This is a genomic window from Dietzia sp. MNB45, assembly GCF_051994785.1.
Classification (GTDB): Bacteria; Actinomycetota; Actinomycetes; order Mycobacteriales; family Mycobacteriaceae; genus Dietzia; species Dietzia kunjamensis.
Genome location: NZ_CP163397.1, coordinates 3,060,665 through 3,082,191 on the forward strand (window position 1 = coordinate 3,060,665; position 21,527 = coordinate 3,082,191).

The 21,527-nt window shown below is 70.5% G+C and carries 17 protein-coding genes; 5 read left to right on the top strand and 12 right to left on the bottom strand.

Annotated elements, in window-relative coordinates:
• Positions 1-35: 35 nt before the first annotated feature.
• The 7 genes from AB5G72_RS14735 to aceA all read right to left on the bottom strand — a co-directional run bounded on the left by AB5G72_RS14735 (position 36) and on the right by aceA (position 8,354).
• The gene (locus AB5G72_RS14735; protein WP_440220238.1) at positions 36-1,250 is read right to left on the bottom strand and encodes a hypothetical protein; all 1,215 of its coding nucleotides are present in this window, start codon (positions 1,248-1,250) and stop codon (positions 36-38) included.
• 79 nt (positions 1,251-1,329) lie between these two features.
• Positions 1,330-1,851, bottom strand: coding sequence for a helix-turn-helix domain-containing protein (locus AB5G72_RS14740; RefSeq protein WP_096906772.1), 522 nt, complete (start codon positions 1,849-1,851; stop codon positions 1,330-1,332).
• Between the two features lie 141 nt (positions 1,852-1,992).
• A complete protein-coding gene (locus AB5G72_RS14745; RefSeq protein ID WP_167507213.1) occupies positions 1,993-3,276 on the bottom strand; it encodes a DUF445 domain-containing protein in 1,284 nt (427 codons plus the stop codon).
• Positions 3,277-3,290: 14 nt separating this feature from the next.
• Positions 3,291-3,599 carry a hypothetical protein gene (locus AB5G72_RS14750; RefSeq protein ID WP_096906770.1) on the bottom strand — a complete coding sequence of 103 codons (309 nt, stop codon included), beginning with the start codon at positions 3,597-3,599 and terminating at the stop codon, positions 3,291-3,293.
• A 21-nt stretch (positions 3,600-3,620) separates the two neighbouring features.
• A complete protein-coding gene (metE, locus tag AB5G72_RS14755) occupies positions 3,621-6,050 on the bottom strand; it encodes a 5-methyltetrahydropteroyltriglutamate--homocysteine S-methyltransferase (RefSeq protein WP_440220239.1) in 2,430 nt (809 codons plus the stop codon).
• Positions 6,013-6,930 (bottom strand): 3-hydroxybutyryl-CoA dehydrogenase, encoded by a 918-nt coding sequence (locus tag AB5G72_RS14760; protein ID WP_067717132.1) that lies wholly within the window; start codon positions 6,928-6,930, stop codon positions 6,013-6,015. The genes metE and AB5G72_RS14760 overlap by 38 nt, the downstream gene beginning before the upstream one ends.
• A gap of 134 nt (positions 6,931-7,064) precedes the next feature.
• Complete coding sequence (gene aceA, locus AB5G72_RS14765; protein ID WP_067717135.1) at positions 7,065-8,354, bottom strand: isocitrate lyase; 1,290 nt, start codon at positions 8,352-8,354, stop codon at positions 7,065-7,067.
• A 194-nt stretch (positions 8,355-8,548) separates the two neighbouring features.
• Between aceA and ramB the strand changes: the two genes are divergently transcribed.
• The 3 genes from ramB (at position 8,549) to AB5G72_RS14780 (ending at position 11,956) form a co-directional block, all read left to right on the top strand.
• Positions 8,549-10,003: an acetate metabolism transcriptional regulator RamB gene (gene ramB, locus AB5G72_RS14770; protein ID WP_440220240.1), complete on the top strand. Its 1,455-nt coding sequence runs from the start codon at positions 8,549-8,551 to the stop codon at positions 10,001-10,003.
• A gap of 5 nt (positions 10,004-10,008) precedes the next feature.
• Entirely contained in the window at positions 10,009-10,593 is a 585-nt protein-coding gene (locus tag AB5G72_RS14775; protein ID WP_119192674.1) for a carboxymuconolactone decarboxylase family protein, read from the top strand.
• Positions 10,594-11,089: 496 nt separating this feature from the next.
• Positions 11,090-11,956, top strand: coding sequence for a DUF559 domain-containing protein (locus AB5G72_RS14780; protein WP_440220241.1), 867 nt, complete (start codon positions 11,090-11,092; stop codon positions 11,954-11,956).
• 191 nt (positions 11,957-12,147) lie between these two features.
• On the opposite strand, the gene AB5G72_RS14785 is transcribed toward AB5G72_RS14780, so the two are convergent.
• Positions 12,148-14,643 carry a glycoside hydrolase family 65 protein gene (locus tag AB5G72_RS14785; RefSeq protein WP_440220242.1) on the bottom strand — a complete coding sequence of 832 codons (2,496 nt, stop codon included), beginning with the start codon at positions 14,641-14,643 and terminating at the stop codon, positions 12,148-12,150.
• Positions 14,640-15,374, bottom strand: coding sequence for an HAD family hydrolase (locus tag AB5G72_RS14790; RefSeq protein ID WP_256821132.1), 735 nt, complete (start codon positions 15,372-15,374; stop codon positions 14,640-14,642). The genes AB5G72_RS14785 and AB5G72_RS14790 overlap by 4 nt, the downstream gene beginning before the upstream one ends.
• 256 nt (positions 15,375-15,630) lie before the next feature.
• Between AB5G72_RS14790 and AB5G72_RS14795 the strand changes: the two genes are divergently transcribed.
• Positions 15,631-16,413, top strand: coding sequence for a hypothetical protein (locus AB5G72_RS14795; protein WP_440220243.1), 783 nt, complete (start codon positions 15,631-15,633; stop codon positions 16,411-16,413).
• Between the two features lie 169 nt (positions 16,414-16,582).
• On the opposite strand, the gene lpdA is transcribed toward AB5G72_RS14795, so the two are convergent.
• Complete coding sequence (gene lpdA / locus AB5G72_RS14800; RefSeq protein ID WP_440220244.1) at positions 16,583-17,974, bottom strand: dihydrolipoyl dehydrogenase; 1,392 nt, start codon at positions 17,972-17,974, stop codon at positions 16,583-16,585.
• Positions 17,975-18,097: 123 nt separating this feature from the next.
• A complete protein-coding gene (locus AB5G72_RS14805) occupies positions 18,098-18,253 on the bottom strand; it encodes a hypothetical protein (protein ID WP_173674796.1) in 156 nt (51 codons plus the stop codon).
• A gap of 171 nt (positions 18,254-18,424) precedes the next feature.
• Here AB5G72_RS14805 and AB5G72_RS14810 point away from each other — a divergent pair, with 171 nt between their 5' ends.
• Positions 18,425-20,605: a prolyl oligopeptidase family serine peptidase gene (locus tag AB5G72_RS14810; protein WP_440220245.1), complete on the top strand. Its 2,181-nt coding sequence runs from the start codon at positions 18,425-18,427 to the stop codon at positions 20,603-20,605.
• On the opposite strand, the gene AB5G72_RS14815 is transcribed toward AB5G72_RS14810, so the two are convergent.
• A complete protein-coding gene (locus tag AB5G72_RS14815; protein ID WP_440220246.1) occupies positions 20,565-21,467 on the bottom strand; it encodes an alpha/beta fold hydrolase in 903 nt (300 codons plus the stop codon). The genes AB5G72_RS14810 and AB5G72_RS14815 overlap by 41 nt on opposite strands.
• Positions 21,468-21,527 lie beyond the last annotated feature (60 nt).

The following is a 21,527-nucleotide window of genomic DNA, read 5'->3' on the forward strand; positions in this document are numbered from 1 at the left end:
GGAGAAGGAGGGCCGGGGCGTCAGGTGCCGCTGTATCAGACGCGGTCGGTGCCGGCGGGGGGCAACGGGGTGTCCGCGGTGGTCAGCGCGGGATCGTTGTCCGCGAGCTCCATCGGCGTGGGGGCGTCCGAATCGCCCCCGGCCGATGCGGCGGCCGGCTTGGCAGCAGTCGACTTGGTGGCGGCGGGCTTGGACGCCGCGGGCTTACCGGCGGCCGGCTTGGTCGCGGCCGGCTTGTCGGCGGTCGCCGCACCCGTCGACGACGGGGTGGCCGTGGCCTTGGTGGTCGTCGACTTCGCGGCGGCCTTCTTGGCGGGCGCCTTCTTGGCCGGGGCCTTCTTGGCGGCAGCCTTCTTCGCCGGTGCCTTCTTGGCCGTGCGGGCCTCGACCTCGGCGGTGCCGCGAGCGACCTCGGCGGACGCCTTGGAGGCGGCCTCGTCGACGCGGTCGGCGGCCTTGCCAGCGGCCTTGTCGACGTTGTCGGCGGCCTTGCCCGCCGTCTTGTCGACGCGCTCGGCCACCTCATCGACCCGCTCGGCCGCCGAGTCGGCGGCGTCGCCGGCGGTCTCGGCCGCCCGGCGGGCGCTCTTGGAGACGCGGCCAGCCGCCTTCACACCGATCGTGCGGGTCTGGCGGGCGACGGTGCCGAGGGCGTCCTCGCCCAGTTCGACCTGCTCCTCGACGGCGCCGGCGGCGCGGGCCACCTGCTCGTTGACTCGGGCCAGGCCGGCCTCGAGCTGCGGGTTCTCCTCGCGTAGCCGGCTCACGACGTCCTCACCGCGGGCGGCGAGGCCACCGTAGATCCCGGCCGCGACCTGGACGTACGCGTCGGCGACCTTGCGCAGCTCCTCCGGGCGGAACCGGGTGACGAGCTCCTCGACCTCGGCCGGCAGTGCCTGGACGCGCTCGGGAACCTCGTTCACGCGGTGCTGGACCTCGGTGACGCGGGTCTGCGCTCCGGCCACGCGCTCGTTGATGCGGTTCTGCGCCTCGGCCACGCGCTCGGTGACCTTGGACTGCGCTTCGGTGACGGCCTCCTCGGCGCGACGGCGCAGGTCCGCGACCATGCCGGAGACGGCCTGGATGGCGAGGTCGTTGACCCCGACGTAGGCGTAGACCGGGGTGCGCACGGCGGCGATGGCCTGACCGAGCGGGCCCTCCAGGGCCTGCTCCTTGACGGCCTCGCCCTTGGCCTGCTGCTCGGCGGCCTCGGCGGCGCTCTTCTTGGAAGTGGGCTTCTTGTCGGCCATTTTGACTCCTCGGTGGTGTCGTGCGGGTGTTCTCTTGTGCGGTGTCACGTGGCCCTGCGGGCCGTCGTCCGGAGTTCCCTCAGGGAACGTTGACGACCTGGGCGGCTGCCGTTGCGTTGTTCGCTCGGAACGACTCGTAGATCTCCACGAGCACCTCCCTCTGTCGCTCTGTGAGGTCCGGGGCGGTGAGGATCGCATCCCTCACCGGACTCCCCTGCTTGAGTTCGAGGATCCCCGCGCGGGCGTAGAGCACCTCGGCGGACAACCTCAGACCTCGGGCGATCTGACCCAGGACCTCGGCGGACGGCTTGCGCAGCCCGCGTTCGATTTGGCTCAGATACGGGTTGGAGACGCCGGCACGCTCCGCGAGCTGCCGGATGGACACCTCGGCGGCCTCCCGCTGGGCGCGGATGAACGACCCGATGTCCTGCGACTCGGACGAACGCTTGTCGTCCTCACCGTGCGAGGTGAGGTCGCTGTGACGCGGCACCTCACCCGTCGGCTTGTTGCGACGCGCGAGGGTTGCGGCGGTCGGTTCATCGACCTGTGCTCCGGTGCTCTCCGCAGCCTCGTCGTGTGTGTGTCCACTCTGTGCGGCCATGGAGTCACCTCCCTCCGGCGTCCGTCTCTCATCGCCTGACCCCAACGCTAGCAACGAGTGCTTGCTACAGCAAGCGCTATGTGTACGGCGATGCGGTGCGATGGGTCACACAGGCCGGTCGGGATCAGACTCGGGCCGGGTTCAGAAGATGAGCTCGGTGGTGGTGTGGATGACGAGCCCCGCCAGGGCCCCCACGACCGTGCCGTTGATGCGGATGAACTGCAGGTCCTTGCCCGCGAGCAACTCGATCTTGTCGGAGGCCTCGTCGGCGTCCCACCGTTCGACGGTCTCGGAGATGATCGAGGTGACCTCGCCGGCGTAGTTCTCCGCGACGTAGCGAGCGGTGCGGGTCATGTAGTCGTCGAGGCGCGCCCGCATCTTCTCGTCCCCGACGAGCATGTCGGCCAGGCGGCCCAGGAGATCGTCGATCTTCACCCGCAGCGTGGACGAGGAGTCCTCGGTGGCCTCGACGATCATGCGCTTGGCGGCCGCCCACGCCGATCCGGCGGCGCGGCGCACCTCGTCGCGGCCCATGACCTCGTGCTTGAACGTCTCGAGCTTGGCCATGGTGGACGGGTCGTGCTGGAGGTCGCGGGCGAAGTCCTCGACGAACCCGATCAGCGCCACCCGAACGGGATGCTGCTTGTCGACCTTGATCTGCCAGGTCCACTCGCGCAGCTCGCGGTAGGCACGCTCGGAGAGCAGTTCGTTGACGAACTGGGGCGCCCACGTGGGGGCCTTCTCGCGGACCCAGCGGTCGATGGTCTCGGGGTTGGCCTCCACCCAGCCGTGGGCGCGGTCGGCCATGAGGTCCATCAGGGGCAGGTGGCGTCCCTCGTCGAGGAGCTCGGCGAGGATCCGACCGGCCGGCGGCCCCCATTCCGGCTCGGCGATGCGGGAGACGATGGTGCGTTCGATGATCGCGACGGCGTCGTCGTCACGGAGCACGGCCAGAACGGCACGGATGGCCTTGGCGGCCTGGTCCGAGGCCATCGCGCGGTGGTCGTCCTCGGCCAGCCACTCACCGGCGCGTTCGGGGATGCGGGCGCCGCGGACCTTCTCGCTCACCATCTCGGGGTCGAGGAAGTTCTCCCCCACGAACCCGCCGAGGGAGGTGCCCAGCTGGTCCTTCTTCTTGCGGATGAGCGCGGTGTGCGGGATGGGGATCCCCAGCGGGTGCTTGAACAGGGCGGTGACGGCGAACCAGTCGGCCAGCCCGCCGACCATCCCCGCCTCGGCGGCGGCGCGGACGTAACCCACCCAGGGGTCGGCGCCGTTGTGTAGCGCGTACTCCGCGACCAGATAGACCAGTCCGGCCACGACGAGGAACCCCGTCGCGACCATCTTCATACGACGGAGGGCTGACCTCCGCTCGGCGTCGGTCGCCGGGTCGCCCGCCCTGAGAGCGGGCGCGCCGGCACCCACGACCGGGTCGACCGTCAGTGTGCGTCCTCGCGGCCGTGCTTACGGAAGCCGTACATACAGATGAACAGCCCGAGGAGGAAGACGGCGGTGGTCGCCACGACCGCCGCGATGACCAGCCCCAGGGAGACCCCGGCGTTCTCCGTGTAGTACCCGATGGCGGTGATGGGCAGGCCCAGCATGCTCATGCTCAGCAGGATGATCACCGAACCCAGGTAGATCGTAGTCGAGTACAGCGGGTACGTGGGGGCGACCTCCGTCGCGTACGACGGGTAGTACTCCTCGACGATGGCGGCACCAGTGTGCTCGAGCGTCTGACCGGCCATGATGTCGTCCTCTTCTCTCAACTACCGATCCCGGGCCCGTGACCCGAGACTTGTTCTGTGTCCGATCTTATTGGAACCCCGGGGATCCGGGGCAACCGCCCGTCGGATCCGCCGCGCGGCGGCGACCAGATTGCGCAGGCTCGGCTCCAACTGCCAGGTGTAACGGCTCTTGAGCCCCCCGTCCGGCACCGCCCACACGCGGTCCACCCCGACCGCGTCCACCGCCCGGAGCAGCCTCGAGTGCAGCAGGTCGATGTCCGGGACGAACCCCGACCGTGACTCGTACACCCCGGGCGCGACCTGACGGGTCAGTGTGTGATCCTCCAGGGCCTCCAGTACCCACTCGATCGACCGCGTCGCGACGATCGCGGTGACGTCGGCGTCGAGTCCCTCGATCGCCGCCTTCATCTCCCGCAAAGACGAGTAGGTGAGGTGCGTGTGGATCTGGGTGTCCGGTCGCGCCCCGGCCGAGGCCAGGCGGAAGGTGCCCACCGCCCAGTCGAGGTACGCGCGTCGGTCCGCGCCGCGGCGCGGCAGTAGTTCCCGGATGGCGGGTTCGTCGATCTGGATGATCGCCGTCCCCGCCGCCTCCAGGTCCGCCACCTCGTCGCGCACCACCAGCGCGAGCTGCGTGGCGACCTCGGGCAGTGCCAGGTCCGTGCGGCAGAAGGACCGCGCGAGCATCGTCACCGGGCCGGTGACCATCCCCTTCACCGGCCGGTCGGTCAGCGACTGCGCGTACCCGGTCCACTCCACGGTCATCGGCGCGGGTCGGGCCACGTCGCCGTACAGGATCGGCGGCCGCACACAGCGCGAGCCGTAGGACTGCACCCAGCCGCTGCGGGTGGCGGCGAACCCGTCGAGCAGTTCGGCGAAGTACTGCACCATGTCGTTGCGCTCGACCTCGCCATGCACCAGCACGTCCAGCCCGATGTCCTCCTGCAGCCGGATCACCGAGGCGATCTCGGCGCGCAGGTAGTCGCAGTACCTGTCGTAGTCGATCCGCCCGTCCGCCAGGTCCCTGCGGGCACGCCGGATCTCCCGCGTCTGCGGGAACGAGCCCAGCGTCGCTGTCGGCAGCGTGGGCAGTCCGAGCCGGTCGGCCTGCCGGGCAGCCCGCTCGGCGTAGGGGACGCGGACCTTGTCGTCGTCGTCGACCCGGGCGGTCCTCGCCCGCACGTCGTCGCGGCGCGCGCTGGGCAGTACCGGCAACCGGCGCCAGCGCGGTGTGGGGCCGTCGACCAGGGCGTGCGCGAGCGAGACCACCTCGGCGACCTTCTGCTCGGCGAACGCCAGTGAGTCCGCGAGCTCGGCGGGCAGGTCGGTCTCGGCGGCCACGTCGTACGGCACGTGCAGCAGCGTGCACGAGGTCGACACCACCACGTCCGGGAAGACGGCCCGCAGGTCACGCAGGTAGTCCAGGGTGGCGAACTTGTCGGTGCGCCACACGTTCTGGCCGTCCACGACACCGGCGTAGAGACGCTTGCCGCGCAGCGCCGGCACGGCCGCGAGGTCCGCCGCCGACCGCCGCCCGTACACGAGGTCCAGGCCGATCGCCTCGATGCCGGTCGCGGCCAGCGCCGACAGCGCCTCCCCCAGGTCGCCGTACTGCCCCGTCACCAGGATGCGCGGTCGCGTCGTCACGGCCGCCAGCCGGTCGTAGGCACGGCGCAACGCCGTGATCTCGTCGGCGGTGCGTTCCATCGTCATGCACGGCTCGTCGAACTGCACGCACGTCACGCCGGCTCCGGCCAGGACGCCCAGCAGCGCCTCGTACTCCGTGAGCAGGCGGTCGAGCAGGTCGATCGGCGCGAATCCCGGCGCGGCGTCGGGCGCCGCCTTGCTCAGCAGCAGCAGCGAGACCGGGCCGGTGACGACGGGCCTGATCTCGAACCCCTGCTCGCGCGCCCGCGCCACCTCCGCGAGCAGCTCGTCCGGCCGCAGCCCCAGCTCGGAGGACTCGTCGAACTCCGGCTGGCGGTACAGGTAGGAGGTGCCCTGCAGCGGGACGAGTTCGAGCGGCGGCACGTCGGCGCGGCCGCGGGCGAGCGCGAAGACGGTGTCGACGGGGCCGAGGTCGCGGACGAGCTCGCGGAACCGCGCGGGGACCGCGCCCATGAGCAGGGCGTCGTCGAGGATGTGGTCGTAGAAGGAGAAGGTGTTGCCGGGGATCTGCGTGATGCCCGCAGCGCGCAGGTCGTGCCACGTGGCGTCGCGGAGTCTGCGGCCGGTCGCGAGCAGCTCGGCCCGGGTCCCGTCACCGTGCCAGTACCGTTCGAGGGCGCGTTTGAGCTCGCGGCGCGGGCCGATGCGCGGGTACCCGAGGACGGACGAGGCGCGGGCGGGTTCGAGGTGCGGCGGCGTGGGCGACGACGGTGGCTGTGACGACGACGACGACGACGACGACATGATCTCAGCGCGCGGCGCGTGCCATCGCCCGCGGCGCGTCATAGCGGTAGAAACCGTGGCCGCTCTTCTTGCCGAGCCTGCCCGCCTCGACCATCCGCAACAACAGCGGCGGCGGCGAGTACAGCGGCTCGGCGAACTCGGTGTACATCGAGTCGGCGATCGCCTTGATGGTGTCCAGGCCGACGAGGTCTGCCAGGGTGAGCGGCCCCATGGGGTGGGCGCAGCCCAGGACCATGGCCTTGTCGATGTCCTCCGGGGTGGCGAACCCGGACTCGGCCATCCGGATGGCGGAGAGCAGGTATGGCACGAGCAGGGCGTTGACCACGGCCCCGGCGCGGTCGGCGGAGTGGACGACCTGTTTGCCCAGGACCTGCTCGGCGAACGCCTGTGCCCTGTCCCGGGCCGCGGCCCCGGTCTCGAGGGTGCTCACCAGCTCGACGAGCGGGAGCACGGGAACCGGGTTGAAGAAGTGCATACCGATCACGCGCTCGGGCCGGGCGGTACACGTGCCGAGCTTCATGATGGGGATCGACGAGGTGTTGGAGGCCAGGACGGCGTCGGGGTCGGTGACGACCGCGTCGAGTTCGCGGAACACGGCGGTCTTGGCGTCGGTGTCCTCGACGATCGCCTCGATGACCAGCTGCCGGTCGACGAAGTCGCCGAGGTCGGTGGTGAAACGCAACCGCAGGGCGGCCTGCTCACGTTCGCGGGCGGTGATCTTGCCGGAGGACACTCCCCGGTCCAGGGAGTCGAGGATGCGGGCGCGGCCGCTGGTGGTCAGCTCCCGGGTGGACTCCCAGACGAGGACGTCGAGATGCGCGCGGGCGCACACCTCGGCGACGCCGGCGCCCATCTGTCCGGCGCCCACCACGCCGACGCGGGTGATCCGCCCCGGGTCGGCGCCGTCGCGGGAGCTGTTCATCTGTCCAGGGTCCTTCGGGAGGAGGGAACTTGAGGGTGGAGACACCACCGGGGGCCGGGCCGCCTCGTCGAGACGGCCGCGGCCCCCGGTGTGTTCACGCTGCTACTGCGTCGACCGTGTGGGTCGACCGGTGGTCAGTGGAACTGACCCTCCTCGGTGGAGCCCTTCAGCGCCGCGGTGGACGTGTTGGGGTCGACCGTGGTGGCGATGCGGTCGAAGTAACCGGCGCCGACCTCGCGCTGGTGCTTGACGGCGGTGAAGCCACGCTCCTCGGCGGCCTTGAACTCGCGCTGCTGCAGCTCGACGAACGCCGTCATCTGGTTGCGGGCGTAGCCGTGGGCCAGATCGAACATGCCGTAGTTGAGCGAGTGGAAACCGGCCAGGGTGATGAACTGGAACTTGAAGCCCATCGCGCCGAGCTCCTTCTGGAACTTGGCGATGGTCTCGTCGTCCAGGTTCGCCTTCCAGTTGAAGGAGGGCGAGCAGTTGTAGGCCAGGAGCTGGTCCGGGAACTCGGCCTTGACGCCCTCGGCGAACTTCTTGGCGTACTCGAGATCCGGGGTGCCGGTCTCCATCCAGATCATGTCGGCGAACGGGGCGTAGGCCTTCGCGCGCTCGATGCACGGCTCGATGCCGTTCTTGACGTGGTAGAAGCCCTCGGCGGTGCGCTCACCGGTGATGAACGGGCGGTCACGCTCGTCCACATCGGAGGTGATGAGGGTCGCGGCCTCGGCGTCGGTGCGCGCGATGATCACGGACGGCACGTTGGCGACGTCCGAGGCGAGGCGGGCCGAGGTCAGGGTGCGGATGTGCTGGTTGGTCGGGATCAGCACCTTGCCACCGAGGTGGCCGCACTTCTTCTCCGACGCGAGCTGGTCCTCCCAGTGCACACCGGCGGCACCGGCGTTGATCATGGCCTTCTGCAGCTCGTAGGCGTTCAGGGCGCCACCGAAGCCGGCCTCGGCGTCGGCCACGATCGGGGCGAGCCAGTTCTCGACCGAGGTGTCGCCCTCGATGCGGGCGATCTCGTCGGCACGCAGCAGTGCGTTGTTGATGCGGCGGACGACGGTCGGGACCGAGTTGGCCGGGTACAGCGACTGGTCCGGGTAGGTGTGGCCCGAGAGGTTGGCGTCGCCGGCGACCTGCCAGCCGGAGAGGTACACGGCCTCGAGGCCGGCACGGATCTGCTGGACGGCCTGGTTACCCGTCAGGGCGCCGAGGGAGTTGACGAAGTCCTTGTTGTTGACCTTGTCCCAGAGGATCTCCGCGCCACGACGGGCGAGGGTGTGCTCCTCGACGACGGTGCCCTGCAGCTCCGCGACCTGCTCGGCCGTGTAGTTGCGGGTGATGCCCTTCCAGCGGGGGTTGGTGTCCCAGTCCTGCTGGATCTCTTCAGCGGTACGTGCCTTGCCGATGTTCGACATCGCGACTCTTTTCTGTCTCGGGGGCGGGTCCGGATTCGCACTCTTGCGAGTTACGGCCCCTTACGGGAGACACAATGCCACATGGCGGGCAGCGCGTCTACCTGCGACAAGTGCGAATGTGGCGAGTTTCTTTGCCTTCTTTGCAAAGTTTGCGAAGATTGTGGGGCTCGCCACGGACCTCGGAGGGAAAGCCGATGACGGCCTCACATATGGGATCGCGACTCCGCCGACTGCGCGAGGAGAACGGCCTGACCCAGGCCGCCTTCGCGCAGTCGCTCGGCTTGTCGTCGTCGTACCTCAACCAACTCGAGAAGGACGCCCGCCCCGTCACCTCCCGGGTCCTGGTGAAGATCTCCGAGGTCTACGGCGTGGACTCCGCGTTCTTCGCCTCGGATTCGGACACCCGGCTCATCGCGGCGGTCACCGAGGCGCTCACCGACACGCAGCTCTCCGCCGAGGTCCCGGCCGCCGAGGTGGTCGACCTCGTCCGCGCGCACCCCGCGCTCGCCCGTGCCTTCATGCTCCTGCACCAGCGCTACCGCAACTCCGCGGACCTGCTCGCCGCGCTGACCGAAACCCGCAACGTCCCGGACACCTCGGTCGACCGCTCGGTGCTGTCCATGCCGCACGAGGAGGTGCGGGACTACTTCTACCAACGACAGAACTACATCGACTCCCTCGACACCGCCGCCGAGGATCTCACCACCCGCATCCGGCTCAACCGTGGCGACGTCCGCGCCGAGCTCGAACACCGCCTGGCCGAGGCCCACGGGGTCCGCATCGCCCGCCGCGTCGACCTGCCCGACGGGCTGTGGCACCGCTACTCCACCGCGGACCGCCGTCTCGACCTGTCCGCCCACCTCACGCCCGGCCAGCAGGCGTTCCGCGTGGCCTCCGAGCTGGCCTTCCTCGAGCACCGCGACCTGCTCGACAGCCTCGTCGAGGAGGGCTCGTTCGGCTCCCCCGCCGCCGTCGCGCTCGCGCTGCGCGGCCTGGCCAGCTACTTCGCCGCCGCCGTGCTCATGCCCTACCAGCGCTTCCTCGACACCGCCGAGGACTTCCGCTACGACGTGGAGCGGCTCATGGCCTTCCACGCCACCGGCTACGAGACGGTGTGTCACCGCCTGTCGACCCTGCAGCGACCGGGCGCGGCCGGGGTGCCGTTCAGCTTCGTGCGCGTCGACCGCGCCGGCAACATGTCCAAGCGGCAGTCCGCGACCGGGTTCCACTTCACGACCTCCGGTGGCACGTGCCCGCTGTGGAACATCTACGAGTCGTTCTCGTTCCCCGGCAAGATCATGCGGCAGGTCGCGCAGATGCCCGACGGCCGCCTCCACCTGTGGGTCTCGCGCACCGTCACCACCCGTCCGATGCGTTTCGGTCAGCCGCGCAAGACGTTCGCCATCGGCCTGGGCTGCGAGGCCCGCCACGCCCACCGGACCGTGTACGCGCAGGGCCTCGACCTCGACGACGTCGACGCCGCCACCAAGATCGGCTCCGGCTGCCGCATGTGCGACCGCCCCGCGTGCCCGCAGCGGGCCTTCCCGCCGCTCAACCACGCGCTGCGGGTGGACGCCCACCGGTCCTCGCTCTCGCCGTATCTCCTCGACCAACCGTCCGCCCCCGGCGGGACCGCTGGCCTACCCTGACGGCCATGAGCCAGCCCCACGAGAGCAGCGACAGCCACGACGGCACCGCCGCGCAGGTCCCCCGCATCCGGCCCGGCGGCTTCCGGGAGCTCGGCCCGTTCGGCTGGGCCGTCAACCGGCTCGGTGCACGCGTCACCGGCTCGCGCGACGTGAACCTCTTCGCCACCCTCGGCCACGCCCGCCGGCTCTTCCCCGCGTGGCTCGCCTACTCCGGGATGATGATGCCGTTCGGCGTGTTGGACCGCCGCACCACCGAGCTGGTCATCCTGCGCGTCGCGCACCTGCGGGGCAGCGCGTATGAGCGGGCCCACCACGAGCGGATCGGCGCGGGCGTGGGTCTCGACGACGACGAGATCACCCGCACGACAGCCGACCCCGCCACCGCGGGGTGGCCGAACCGGCTGCGTGTGCTGTTGACCGCCGTCGACGAGCTGGTGCAGACCAAGGACATCTCCGCCGACACGTGGGCCGGGCTCTCGTCGCACCTCGGCTCGTCCGAACTGGTGGGGCTGGTTCAGTTGGTGGCGCAGTACGACGGGTTGGCCACGTCGCTGCACGCCCTCCGGGTCCAGCCGGACCGCCCCCGCTGACCCGCCGCGCCTGACCCCGCCGGTCCGCGCCTTCGGCTCGGCCGACTCACGCGCCCCCGTCGGCTCGGCCGACTCACGCGCCCCCTTCGGCTCGGCCGACTCACGCGTCCCCTCCGGCTTACGCGCCCTCTCTGCCCGCAATCGGCCCCGGTGCGCGCCCGGATCGGTCCATTCCCCACGCGCACCCGCCCAACGCGTCCCCGGAAGCCTGCGACCTTGGCGATTCCTGCCGCTCACCCGCCCTGCGCTTGCGCGCCCCCTTCGGCTTACGCGCTCTCTCTGCCCGCAATCGGCCCCGGTGCGCGCCCGGATCGGTCCATTCCCCACGCGCACCCGCCGGAGGCCGCCCGATCAACCGGCCCTGGCGTGCGGCCACTCCCGAGAAGCTCTCCCGCCCTGAGCCCGGATTCCACACCCGCAGCCCTCTCCACAGGCCAGCGCCTCCGGCACCCGTCGACGGCCACCGCGCACCTGCTCGCTTGGCATGCTGCGGTCCATGACTCCACACCGAGGCCCGGTGCACCCCGTACTCACCCGGGCGCGCCTCAGCAGCGAACTGTCCGACCTCCCCCGGCGGCGCCGCGAACGCGACTTCGTCAAGATCGCGGACGAACTCTGGCTGCCGACCAGCCACCCGATCAACTTCGAGACCCTATCGGTCGCCTACTCCCGGCTGTACCCGGATGCCGTGCTCACCGGCTGGTCTGCCGCGGTCATGCACGGCATCGCCCCGCCAGACGACGCCGTACCGGAGCTCTGCGTCGGCCCCGTCGGCCGGACCCGCAGTGGCCTCCGGATCCGTCGCTACACCATTCCCCCGTCGGCGATCGAGGTCCGGCGGGGAGTCCGCGTCACGTCCCGTCGCAGGACCGCTTTCGACCTGGCGAGATTCAGCGACCACCTGAGCGGTGTGCTCGCAGTCGAAGCGTTCTATCGACGGGGATACGCACAGCGCGAACTGGAGGAAGACGTCGCTGCGGGCGCCGGCGCGTGGGGGGTCGCTCGGGCCAGGCGTGTGCTCGCCGACGCGCATCCCCGCAGCGAGTCTCCCAGGGAAACGGAGACCCGCCTGTTCCTGCGTGCCGCCGGATTCACGTCTTTCGAGCCCCAGGTGGAGGTGCCGGGGCTCGGGAGCCGGCTCGACCTGGCCGACCCGGTGGCGCGGATCGCCGTCGAGTACGACGGGGCCCACCACGACGATCCCGTCCAACAGTCCAAGGACCGTTACCGACGCAATCGCCTGCAGGCAGCCGGCTGGATCGTCATAGTGCTCGACCGGAGACTGTTCCGACACCGGCGCGAGGAGATCCTCGACCAGGTGCGGGAAGCCTATGCGCGGCGGGCCGCCGGTTCGGCGGCATGAGGCCCCGCGCCCCGCGGCCCCGACAGTCCCGGCCGGACATGCCCCGCGGCCCCGACAGTCCCGGGCAGGCCCCGCGCCCCGACTTACGCGTCCCCCATGGACCCTTCCAGGCGCGCACCCGGCCTCAGGTCGGGCATTCCGAACGCGCAAGCCGAAGGGGGCGCGTAGGTGGGCATCGGCGGGGGCGGCGCTCAGCCCGCGTCGACGCAGGGCAGGCAGACGCGGGCCCGGGCATCGAGCTCCATCGACATCGTCCGCCCCGCCGGCACGGTCACCGGCTGGCCCTGGACCGAGCACGCGAAATCGGCGCCGTTGAGGTTCTCGATGGTGATCTCCGTGTGCGTGCACCGCACCCGCACGTGCGTACCCCGCACCGTCAGCCGGAAGGTCAGTCCCGTCCACTCCGCGGGCACCCGCGGGTCGAACGAGATCTCACCCCGGTAGTCGCGCATCCCGCCGAACCCGCTGACGAGGGCCGACCACACCCCGCCTGTGGAGGCCACGTGGATGCCGTCGGCGGCGTTGCCGTGCACGTCGGCCAGATCCACCACGAGCGCCTTGGAGAAGTGCTCGAAGGCCTCGTCGCAGTAGCCGATCTCGGCGGCGATGATCGACTGGACCACGGCGGACAGCGTCGAGTCGCCGGTGGTCAACGGGTCGTAGTACTCGAAGTTCGCCCGCTTCTCCTCCTCGGTGAACTCGTCGCCGCGCAGGAACATCGCCAGCACCACGTCCGCCTGCTTGAGGACCTGGTGCCGGTAGATCACCAGCGGGTGGAAGTGCAGGAGCAGCGGCCGGCGGGGATCCTCGAGGTCCTGGTCCCAGACCTCCTTCGCGAGGAAGTCCTGGTCCTGTGGATGGACCTTCAGCTCCTCGTCGAACGCGATGACCATGTTCTCGGCGGCACGCCGCCATTCGCTGGTCTCGTCGTCGCGCAGCTTGAGCCGCCGGCAGACCGCCTCCCACTGGCCGTCGCCCAATTCCGAGATCCGCTTGCAGGCGATCGCGGCGGCGACGAGGTTGAACCGGGCCATGGCGTTGGTGAACAGGTTGTTGTCCACGACCGTGGTGTACTCGTCCGGCCCGGTCACACCGTGGATGTGGAACATTCCGTCGCCGTCGAAGAAGCCGAGCGAGACCCACATCCGCGCGGTCTCGACCAGCACGTCCACGCCCTCGCGGATCATGAAGTCCTGGTCCTCGGTGGCCCACATGTACTTGACCATGGCGTGCGCGATGTCGGCGTTGATGTGGTACTGGGCGGTGCCGGCCTCGTAGTAGGCCGACGCCTCCTCACCGTTGATGGTCCGCCACGGGTAGAGGGCGCCGTTCACGGAGAGGTACTTGGCCCTGTTCCGCGCCTTGTCGAGCATGTTGTAGCGGAAGCGGAGGGCGTTCCGGGCGAACCGCGGCATGGTGTACGTCAGGAACGGCAGGACGTACGTCTCGGTGTCCCAGAAGTAGTGGCCGGAGTAGCCACTACCGGTGACGCCTTTGGCGGCGATGCCGTTGTACTCGGCCCGTGCCGAGGCCTGGGCCAGCTGGAAGAGGTTGAACCGGATGGCCTGCTGCGTCTCCGCGGGGCCCTCCACCTCGACGTCGGCACGATCCCAGAAGTGGTCGTACCAGTCCCGCTGGGTGCGGTGCAGGTCCTCGACCCCACGCACGCGGGCCCGTCCCAGGGTGCGCGAGCACCGGTCCGCCAGCTCGCTCGCGGGAACCACCTCGGAGGTGTGGTACGCGGCCAGTTTGGTCAGCCTGAGTACCCGTCCCGGCGTGACGTGGGCGTGGTAGACGATCTTCGAGGAGTCGTCGTCGATCTCGTGGCTCATGGCCACGTCGTCCTCGGTCTCGAGCAGGTGGTCCACGGCGACGGCGATCGTCATGCCCGAGTTGGTGCACCGGTACCCGTGCACGTGGTACCCGCCATGGTCCTCGGTGACCTGGGGCTCGAGCACCCGGTGCTCGAGTCCCTCGGCGCGGCGGGGGTCGAAGCCCTCTGCCGGGGCGTCCTGCGCCGAGGAATGGTATTCGTCCTCGCCGTCCTGCCGATTGAGGACCTGCGAGGAGATCACCACGGGGGCGGGCTCGTCCGGGAGCTCGATCTCGTACGTCATCACCGCGAGGTGCTTCTCCACCATCGACACCATCCGGCTGGTGCGGATGACGACCTTCTTCCCGGCGGGGGTGCGCCACACGATCTCCCGACGGAGCACCCCGTCCCGGAAGTCGATGCTGCGCTCGTAGTGTTCGAGGTGGGCCACGGATAGCCGGAGCGGTTCGTCGTCGACGTAGATGCGGATGGTCTTGGTGTCGGGGGCCTGGATCATCGTCTGGCCCTCGCGGGCGAGCCCGTAGGCGTCCTCGGCGTGCTGGATGTTCCACGTCTCGTGGAAGCCGTTGACGAAGGTGCCGTGCTGGGCGGAGTCGCGCCCCTCCTCCGGGTTGCCACGCATGCCCAGGTAGCCGTTCGCCACCGCGAACTGCGTCTCGGACACCCCGAGCGGCGACGCGTTCGGACGGGTCTCGACCCAACGCCACGGGTCGGCGGGGTGGGTGGAGCGGTTGATCTCGGGGACCTCGAGGTGGCTCCGGAGGTTCACGCCGTAGGTGGTGCGGATGTTGCCGGGCACGGACTGGCCGACGGTGTCGTGGACCGGTCCTCGGGAGAAGGGGATACGGGTCACCGGTTCGCCTCCGTCAGTCCGGGGATGAGCTCGGCCAGGTCGACGACGACGAGGTCGGCGCCCTCCGCGAGCAGGGTCTCACGCCCGGCTCCGCGGTCCACACCGACCACGCGCGCGAACCCGCCGGCGGCGCCGGCCTGCACTCCGGAGACGGCGTCCTCGATCACCACGCAGCGGTCCGCGGGCACACCGAGCAGCTCGGCACCCCGCAGGTACGTGTCGGGGCGGGGCTTGCCGGGGATCGAATCGGCGGCGGCGACCAGTCCGTCGACGATCACCTCGAAACGGTCCCGCAGTCCGGCCGCGGTGAGCACGGCCTCGGCGTTCTTGGAACTGGAGACCACGCAGGAGGCGATGCCGGCGGCGTCGAGGGCGTCGAGGTAGGCCACCGACCCGGGGTAGGCCTCGATGCCCTCGTCGAGCAGCTCACGGAAGATCACGTTCTTGCGCAGACCGAGCCCGTGGACCGTGTCCGCGTCGGGACCGGCCTCGTCGTCGTCGTCGCCCTCGGGCAGGGTGAGGCCCCGCGCGGCGAGCATCGACGCGATGCCCTCCACCCGCGGCTTGCCGTCTATGTAACGGAAGTAGTCCTCATCCGAGTACGGGTCGATCCCCCGGGCGTCGAAGTAGGTGGTGAACATCCGATTCCACGCCTGCATGTGCTTCTCGGCCGTCGGGGTGATGACCCCGTCGAGGTCGAAGAGCACGGCGTCCACACCGTCATGGTCCATAGCGTTGTCCTATTTCCGGGTAGGTTTCCGGGTCGGGGTGGTCGTCCGGGTGCCGATCGGGCTCGTCCGGTGACGGACCAAGGCTAGTCCCACCCGGCGATTTCCACTGCTTCCTCCCGCCCGGGCGCCGCCCCCGACTTCGGGCCCCCCGGGGCGGTCGGCGTCGATCACCGGGCGGCGGCGCGCGCGGACTTGATGCACAGAACCGACCGACCCGGTGGCACTATGAGGGGTAACCGAAAGACAAAGGAGAGAGATGCGCCTCCGCACCAGCACCCCCCGCCGCGTCGCGATCGCCGGCCTCGCGCTGGCCACCGCGGCTGCTCTCACGGCCTGTTCGTCGGACGAGGAGGACCCCCGGGGCGGCGAGCCCACGAGCGAGACCCAGAACTCGGAGACCGTGGCTCAGTCCGCGCCGCAGGCGCCCGTGGAGGAACTCGTCCTGTCGGAGGGCGAGGCGCCCGGTGGTGGCGTCGTCCAGGTCGTCGACCGTCAGCTGCTGCAGGAGGCGGTGGACAAGCTCGTCGCCGACCAGGGCCGCCAGCTCATGGAGGACCCGGCGTGCGACAAGGTCTCGCGCCTGGAGACCGTCTCCAACCACGCCACCACCGATGGGGTGACCGCCGCCGTCCGCTACAAGCAGTCGGAGGAGGACGAGACCGAGCACCGCTTCGGCATCGGCATGGTGGGCGAGCGGCTCGACGAGTTCATGGACCGCTCCCTCTACGAGGCGTGCACCACCTCGCGCAGCGTCGCCAACCCGAACGTCGAGCTGAACATGACCGTCACCGACGCCCCGGCCATCGACGGCACCGAGGGCTTCCGGGTCACCAGCGACTTCATCACGACGCGGCCGGACGGCACGCGCGCACTGAGCCGGGCCATCGCCATCCACGGCTTCGCCCGCGACACCACCGTGAGTGTCGAGTACGCGGCCCGCGGCGACGACCCGGCGGCGGACCCCGTCCTGCCGACCGCGGCCGGCGCCCTGGACGCGATCTACGTCGCGCAGATGGAGAAGATCCTCAACGCCGAGTAGTCGCCCGGCACACTGCGGCGGGCCCCCGACGAGAAGACCGTTTCCGCGCACGTCCCCCGAGAGGGAGGTGTGCGGAAACGGTCTTCTCGTTGCGGGGACGGGCCCGGGGCCGGGGGCCGGGCGGAGCGCCAGACGCCGGCGGACCCGGTGCCGGGCCCGCCGCAGGCTGTCAGAGGTTGATCATGTGGCCGCCGATGCCCTCGACGGCCTCCTTCATGGCCTCGGACAGGGTCGGGTGCGTGTGCACGTTGCGGGCGATATCCTCGGCGGTGAGGTCCCACATCTGCGCCAGGGTCAGCTCGGGCAGCAGTTCGGAGACGTCGGGGCCGATGAGGTGGGCGCCCAGCAGCTCGCCGTGCGTGCCGTCGGCGACGACCTTGACGAACCCGGTCGCGTGACCGAGCCCGTGGGCCTTGCCGTTGGCCGAGAACGGGAACTTGCCGACCTTGACGTCGTAGCCCTCGTCCTTCGCCTGGGCCTCGGTCAGCCCGAACGAGGCGACCTGCGGCTGGCAGAAGGTGGCGCGCGGCATCATGCGGTAGTCGCCCAGCGTCTGGGTCTCGGCGCCGGCCATGGTCTCGGCCGCCACCACGCCCTGGGCCTCGGCGACGTGCGCCAGCTGCAGCTTGGCGGTGACGTCGCCGAGCGCGTAGATGCCGTCGACGTTGGTCCGCATGTTGTCGTCGATGTCGATCGCGCCGCGGTCGGTCAGCTCGACGCCGGTGTTCTCCAGCCCGAAGCCCTCGACGCGCGGGGCGAACCCGACGGCCATGAGCACCTTGTCGACGGTGACGGTCCGGGTGTCCTCACCGTCCTTGGACTCGATCTCCACCTCGACCGAATCGCCGTTGTCGCTGATCGAGGTGGTCTTGTGGCCGGTGAGGAGCGTGATGCCGAGCTTCTTGTAGTGCTTGGCGATCTCCTTGGAGACCTCCTCGTCCTCGTTCGGCAGCAGCCGATCCATGAACTCGACGATCGTGACGTCGACGCCGTAGGCGTTCATCACGTACGCGAACTCCATGCCGATCGCCCCCGCGCCGACGACGACGATCGAGTCGGGCAGGTCGCGCGTGAGGATCTGTTCCTCGTAGCCCACCACGTTCTCGCTGAACTCGATCCCGGGAAGCGTCTTGACCACGGAACCAGTCGCGATGATGCAGTTGTCGAAGGTGTACTCCGTGCCGTCGACCTCGATCGTCTTGGCGTCGGTGAACTTCCCGAAGCCGTCGATCTCCGTGATCTTGTTCTTCTTCATGAGGAAGTGGACGCCCTTGACGATGCTGTCCGAGACCTTACGGCTGCGGTCGAACGCGGCGCCGTAGTCGAAGCTCACGTCCCCGGAGATGCCGAAGAGCTTGCCGTCGCGCTGGACGGTGTTGGCCAGCTCCGCGTTGCGCAGGAGGGCCTTGGAGGGGATACATCCCACGTTGAGGCATACGCCGCCCCAGTACTTCTCCTCGACGACGGCCACCTTGAGGCCGAGCTGCGAGGCGCGGATGGCGGCGACGTAGCCACCGGGGCCCGCGCCGAGGACGATGAGATCGTAATGAGTGTCAGCCACGACACTCAGGGTAGCGCTCCCGGGCGCACCTGAACGGCGGAGCGGGCCGGAAGTGCACCCGAAATGACCGACGCCGCCCCCTCCGTGTGGAGAAGGCGGCGCGGGCGCTCGCGTGAGCGAGGATCAGGACAGGTTGCCCAGGACCGACTTGAGGGCGGTGGCGACCAGCTCGCCGATGGTCTCGGCGATCGTGTCGGTGATGTTGCCGGTGGCGCTGCCGCCGCTGAGGGAGCCGGACTCGCCGGAACCGGCGCTGAGGAGGTCGGTGATGGAACCCATTGTGTGTATCTCCGTTTATTGAAATGCACTCCCGACCTGATCGGGAATGGCCGGGTCAGTCGACCCGCGGCTACGGAAGATGCTACTGACCTCACGAACGCGTAACAAGAGCCTGTGAACATCCGAGGTGGGTTTCGGTCTGTTCGCTTGATCACGTGCATCATCGAGGGCATGACCGACACCGCGATCTCCGACCCGTTCCTCCACCTCGAGGCCGTCGACTCTCCCGAGGCGCTCGGATGGGTGCGCGAGCGCAGCGATCGGACGGTCGCCGATCTCGCCGCCGGCGATCATGCCGAAGCCGCGCATTCCCGCGCCCTGGAGATCCTCGACGCGACCGACCGGATCGCGTGGCCGGTCCTGCGCGGCCGGTACGCCTACACGCTGTGGAAGGACGGTGACCACCCCCGCGGGCTGTGGCGCCGGGTGCCGTGGACCGTGCTGGCCGACGGGGCGCCGGGGGTGGACCACCCGGACTGGGAGACGCTCGTGGACGTCGGGGCCCTCGCCGACGAGGAGGGCGTCAACTGGGTGTACTCCGGCACGGTCGTGCGTCGTCCCGTCGACGACCGGGCGCTCCTGCGGTTGTCCCGCGGGGGCGCGGACGCCGTGGAGGTCCGGGAGTTCGACCTGACCGAGCGCCGCTTCGTCACCACCGGGGAGGGGGCGTTCCACCTGCCCGAGGCCAAGTGCTCGGTGTCCTGGGTGGACCGCGACACCGTGCTCCTCACCGCGCCGCTGGACCCGGACGGCTCCGCCACCGACTCGGGGTACGCGCGTGTGGTGCGGCTCTGGCGTCGCGGGACCGATCCCGCCCAGGCCCCGGTGATCTTCGAGGGCCGCCGTGACGACGTCGCGGTGGGCGCCTCGCACGACCCCGTCACCGGGCGGTTCCTGGCCAGCCGGGCGCCCGACTTCCACACCTCGCAGGAGGTGTTCTGGACCCCGGGCACCGACCCCGCCTCCACCACCCCGCTCGCGGTGCCCGTGCCCGAGGACTGTGACGTCACCTCGTGCGGCGACTGGCTCATGCTGCGCCCCCGCACCGATCTGGAGATCGCCGGCCGCTCCCACCCCGGCGGGTCGGTGCTCGTGGTGCCGTGGGCCGCCGTCGACGCCGAGCCGGGTCGGCTGCCGGAGCCGGTCGTGCTGTTCTCCCCCACCCCGTCCACGACCGTCGAGGACGTAACCTGGGGCCGCGGCCGGATCCTGCTCACCGTCCTCGACGACACCGAGTCGCGGATCGACGCGTTCTCCCTCCCCGACACCGCCGACGGCGACTGGTCCCCGATGCCCGTCGAGGGCCTGCCGGAGCACGTCTCGGTCGACGTGCTGTCCTGCGACCGACTCTCCGGGATGGACGACGACCCGGCGTCAGGAACCGCACCCGGTTCAGCCGCACCCGCCTACGCTGGCGAGTGCCCACACCCCGACGACGCGGTGCTCGCGGTCTCCGGGCCGGTCGTCCCGCCGTCGCTGGTCCTGCTCCGGGCGGACGGCAGCACCACCACCCTCGGCTCGACGCCCCACCGGTTCGACTCCTCCGGGATCGAGGTCACCCGCCACACCGCCGTGAGTGACGACGGCACCGAGGTGCCCTACACGGTCATGCGCGGGCCCGGCCCCGCCGGACCACGTCCGACCATCCTCTACGGCTACGGCGGGTTCGAGGTGTCCATGCGCCCCGCCTACGCCGCCCTCCGCGGCGCGCTCTGGCTCGAGGGGGGCGGGGTGTACGTGGTGGCGGGGATCCGCGGCGGCGGCGAGTACGGGCCGTCGTGGCACCGCGCCGCCGTACGGGACAAGCGTCCCCGGGCTTTCGAGGACTTCGCGTCCGTGGCCCGCGCCCTCGTCGAGGAGGGCGTGACGACCCGCGATCAGCTCGGGGCGACCGGCGGGTCCAACGGCGGCCTGCTCATGGGCGTCATGCTCACCCGCTATCCGGAGCTCTTCGGTGCCCTCGCGATCGCTGTGCCCCTGCTGGACATGAAGCGCTACCACCTGCTCCTGGCCGGAGCGTCGTGGATGGCCGAGTACGGGGACCCGGACTCCGCCGACTGGGACGACTTCCTGGGTGCCTACTCCCCCTACCAGCACATCCGGCCCGCCTCGGAGGTCCGCTACCCGCCGGTCCTCATGACCACCTCGACCCGGGACGATCGCGTCCATCCGGGCCACGCCCGCAAGATGACCGCCGGCCTGGAGGACGCGGGACACGAGGTCCAGTACTACGAGAACATCGAGGGCGGGCACGCCGGCGCCGCCGACAACTCCCAGGAGGCCCGCAAGGCGGTCCTCACCTACGAGTTCTTCAGACGTCGCCTACCTCGTCGTCGTCCCCACCAGGGGTGACGGCACCCAGCTCGCGGTCGATCCACGACAGCACCCGGGCGACCACCTCGGCGGGGCGGCGGGCCCACGCGTTGTGGCCCAGCGCCTCCGGCTCCAGCTCCACCGTCGTCCGCGCCGAGGGAAGCATGGCCAGGAGGTTCCGCGCCGCGCGGGCCGGGGCCAGAGGGTCGTCGGCGATCGCCACCGCCAGCGCCGGCACGGTGACGCGCGCGAGGCCCGCCGGGTAGTCGAGGTCCGCCCGTGCCGGCTGCATGACGCCGCGTCCGGCGAGCCTGGACCAGTCGCGGACGCGGTCGGCCGGGATCCTCCCCTGTGCGCCGAAGAACTGGCCTGGCACGTGCCCGGACAGCCAGGCCAGCGTCGGGAGGATGACCGACGCGGCGCGCAGCTTGTGCCCGAAGGAGCCCGGGAACCCCCGGTGGAACGGCGACTGTGCGGCCACGGCGATCAGGCCAACGACCCGCGGGTCGTGGCGGGCGAGGTGGTAGACGCCGATCTGCGCGCCCATGCTGTGGCCGAGTAGCACCACGGATCGGGTGCCGAGACGCTGTTCCATCGCGTCCAACGCGAGCGGGACGTCCTCGGCGGCGCTCTCGTGGTAGCCGGCCGGGCCGCTGCGGCGCCCGATGCGGTAGGTGCTCTCACCCTGACCGCGGAGCTCGGTGATCGCGACGTCGACGCCCTCGGCCGCCAACGCGCGGGCGAGGGGGAGGTAGTAACGAGCGCCGACGGCGATGCCCGGCAGCACCAGGATCGCGGGCCGGCTCACGTCCCGCCGAGCCGTCTCGACGATCAGCAGCGGACTCGTGCTGCCGTCCGAGTGCTGCAGCTCCACCCGCTGCGGGTCCTCCATTGTGGTCATGTGTACAGGATGCCGGACTGCACTCCGGTCTGCCCGGCCGCCCCTGGATACGACGAACCC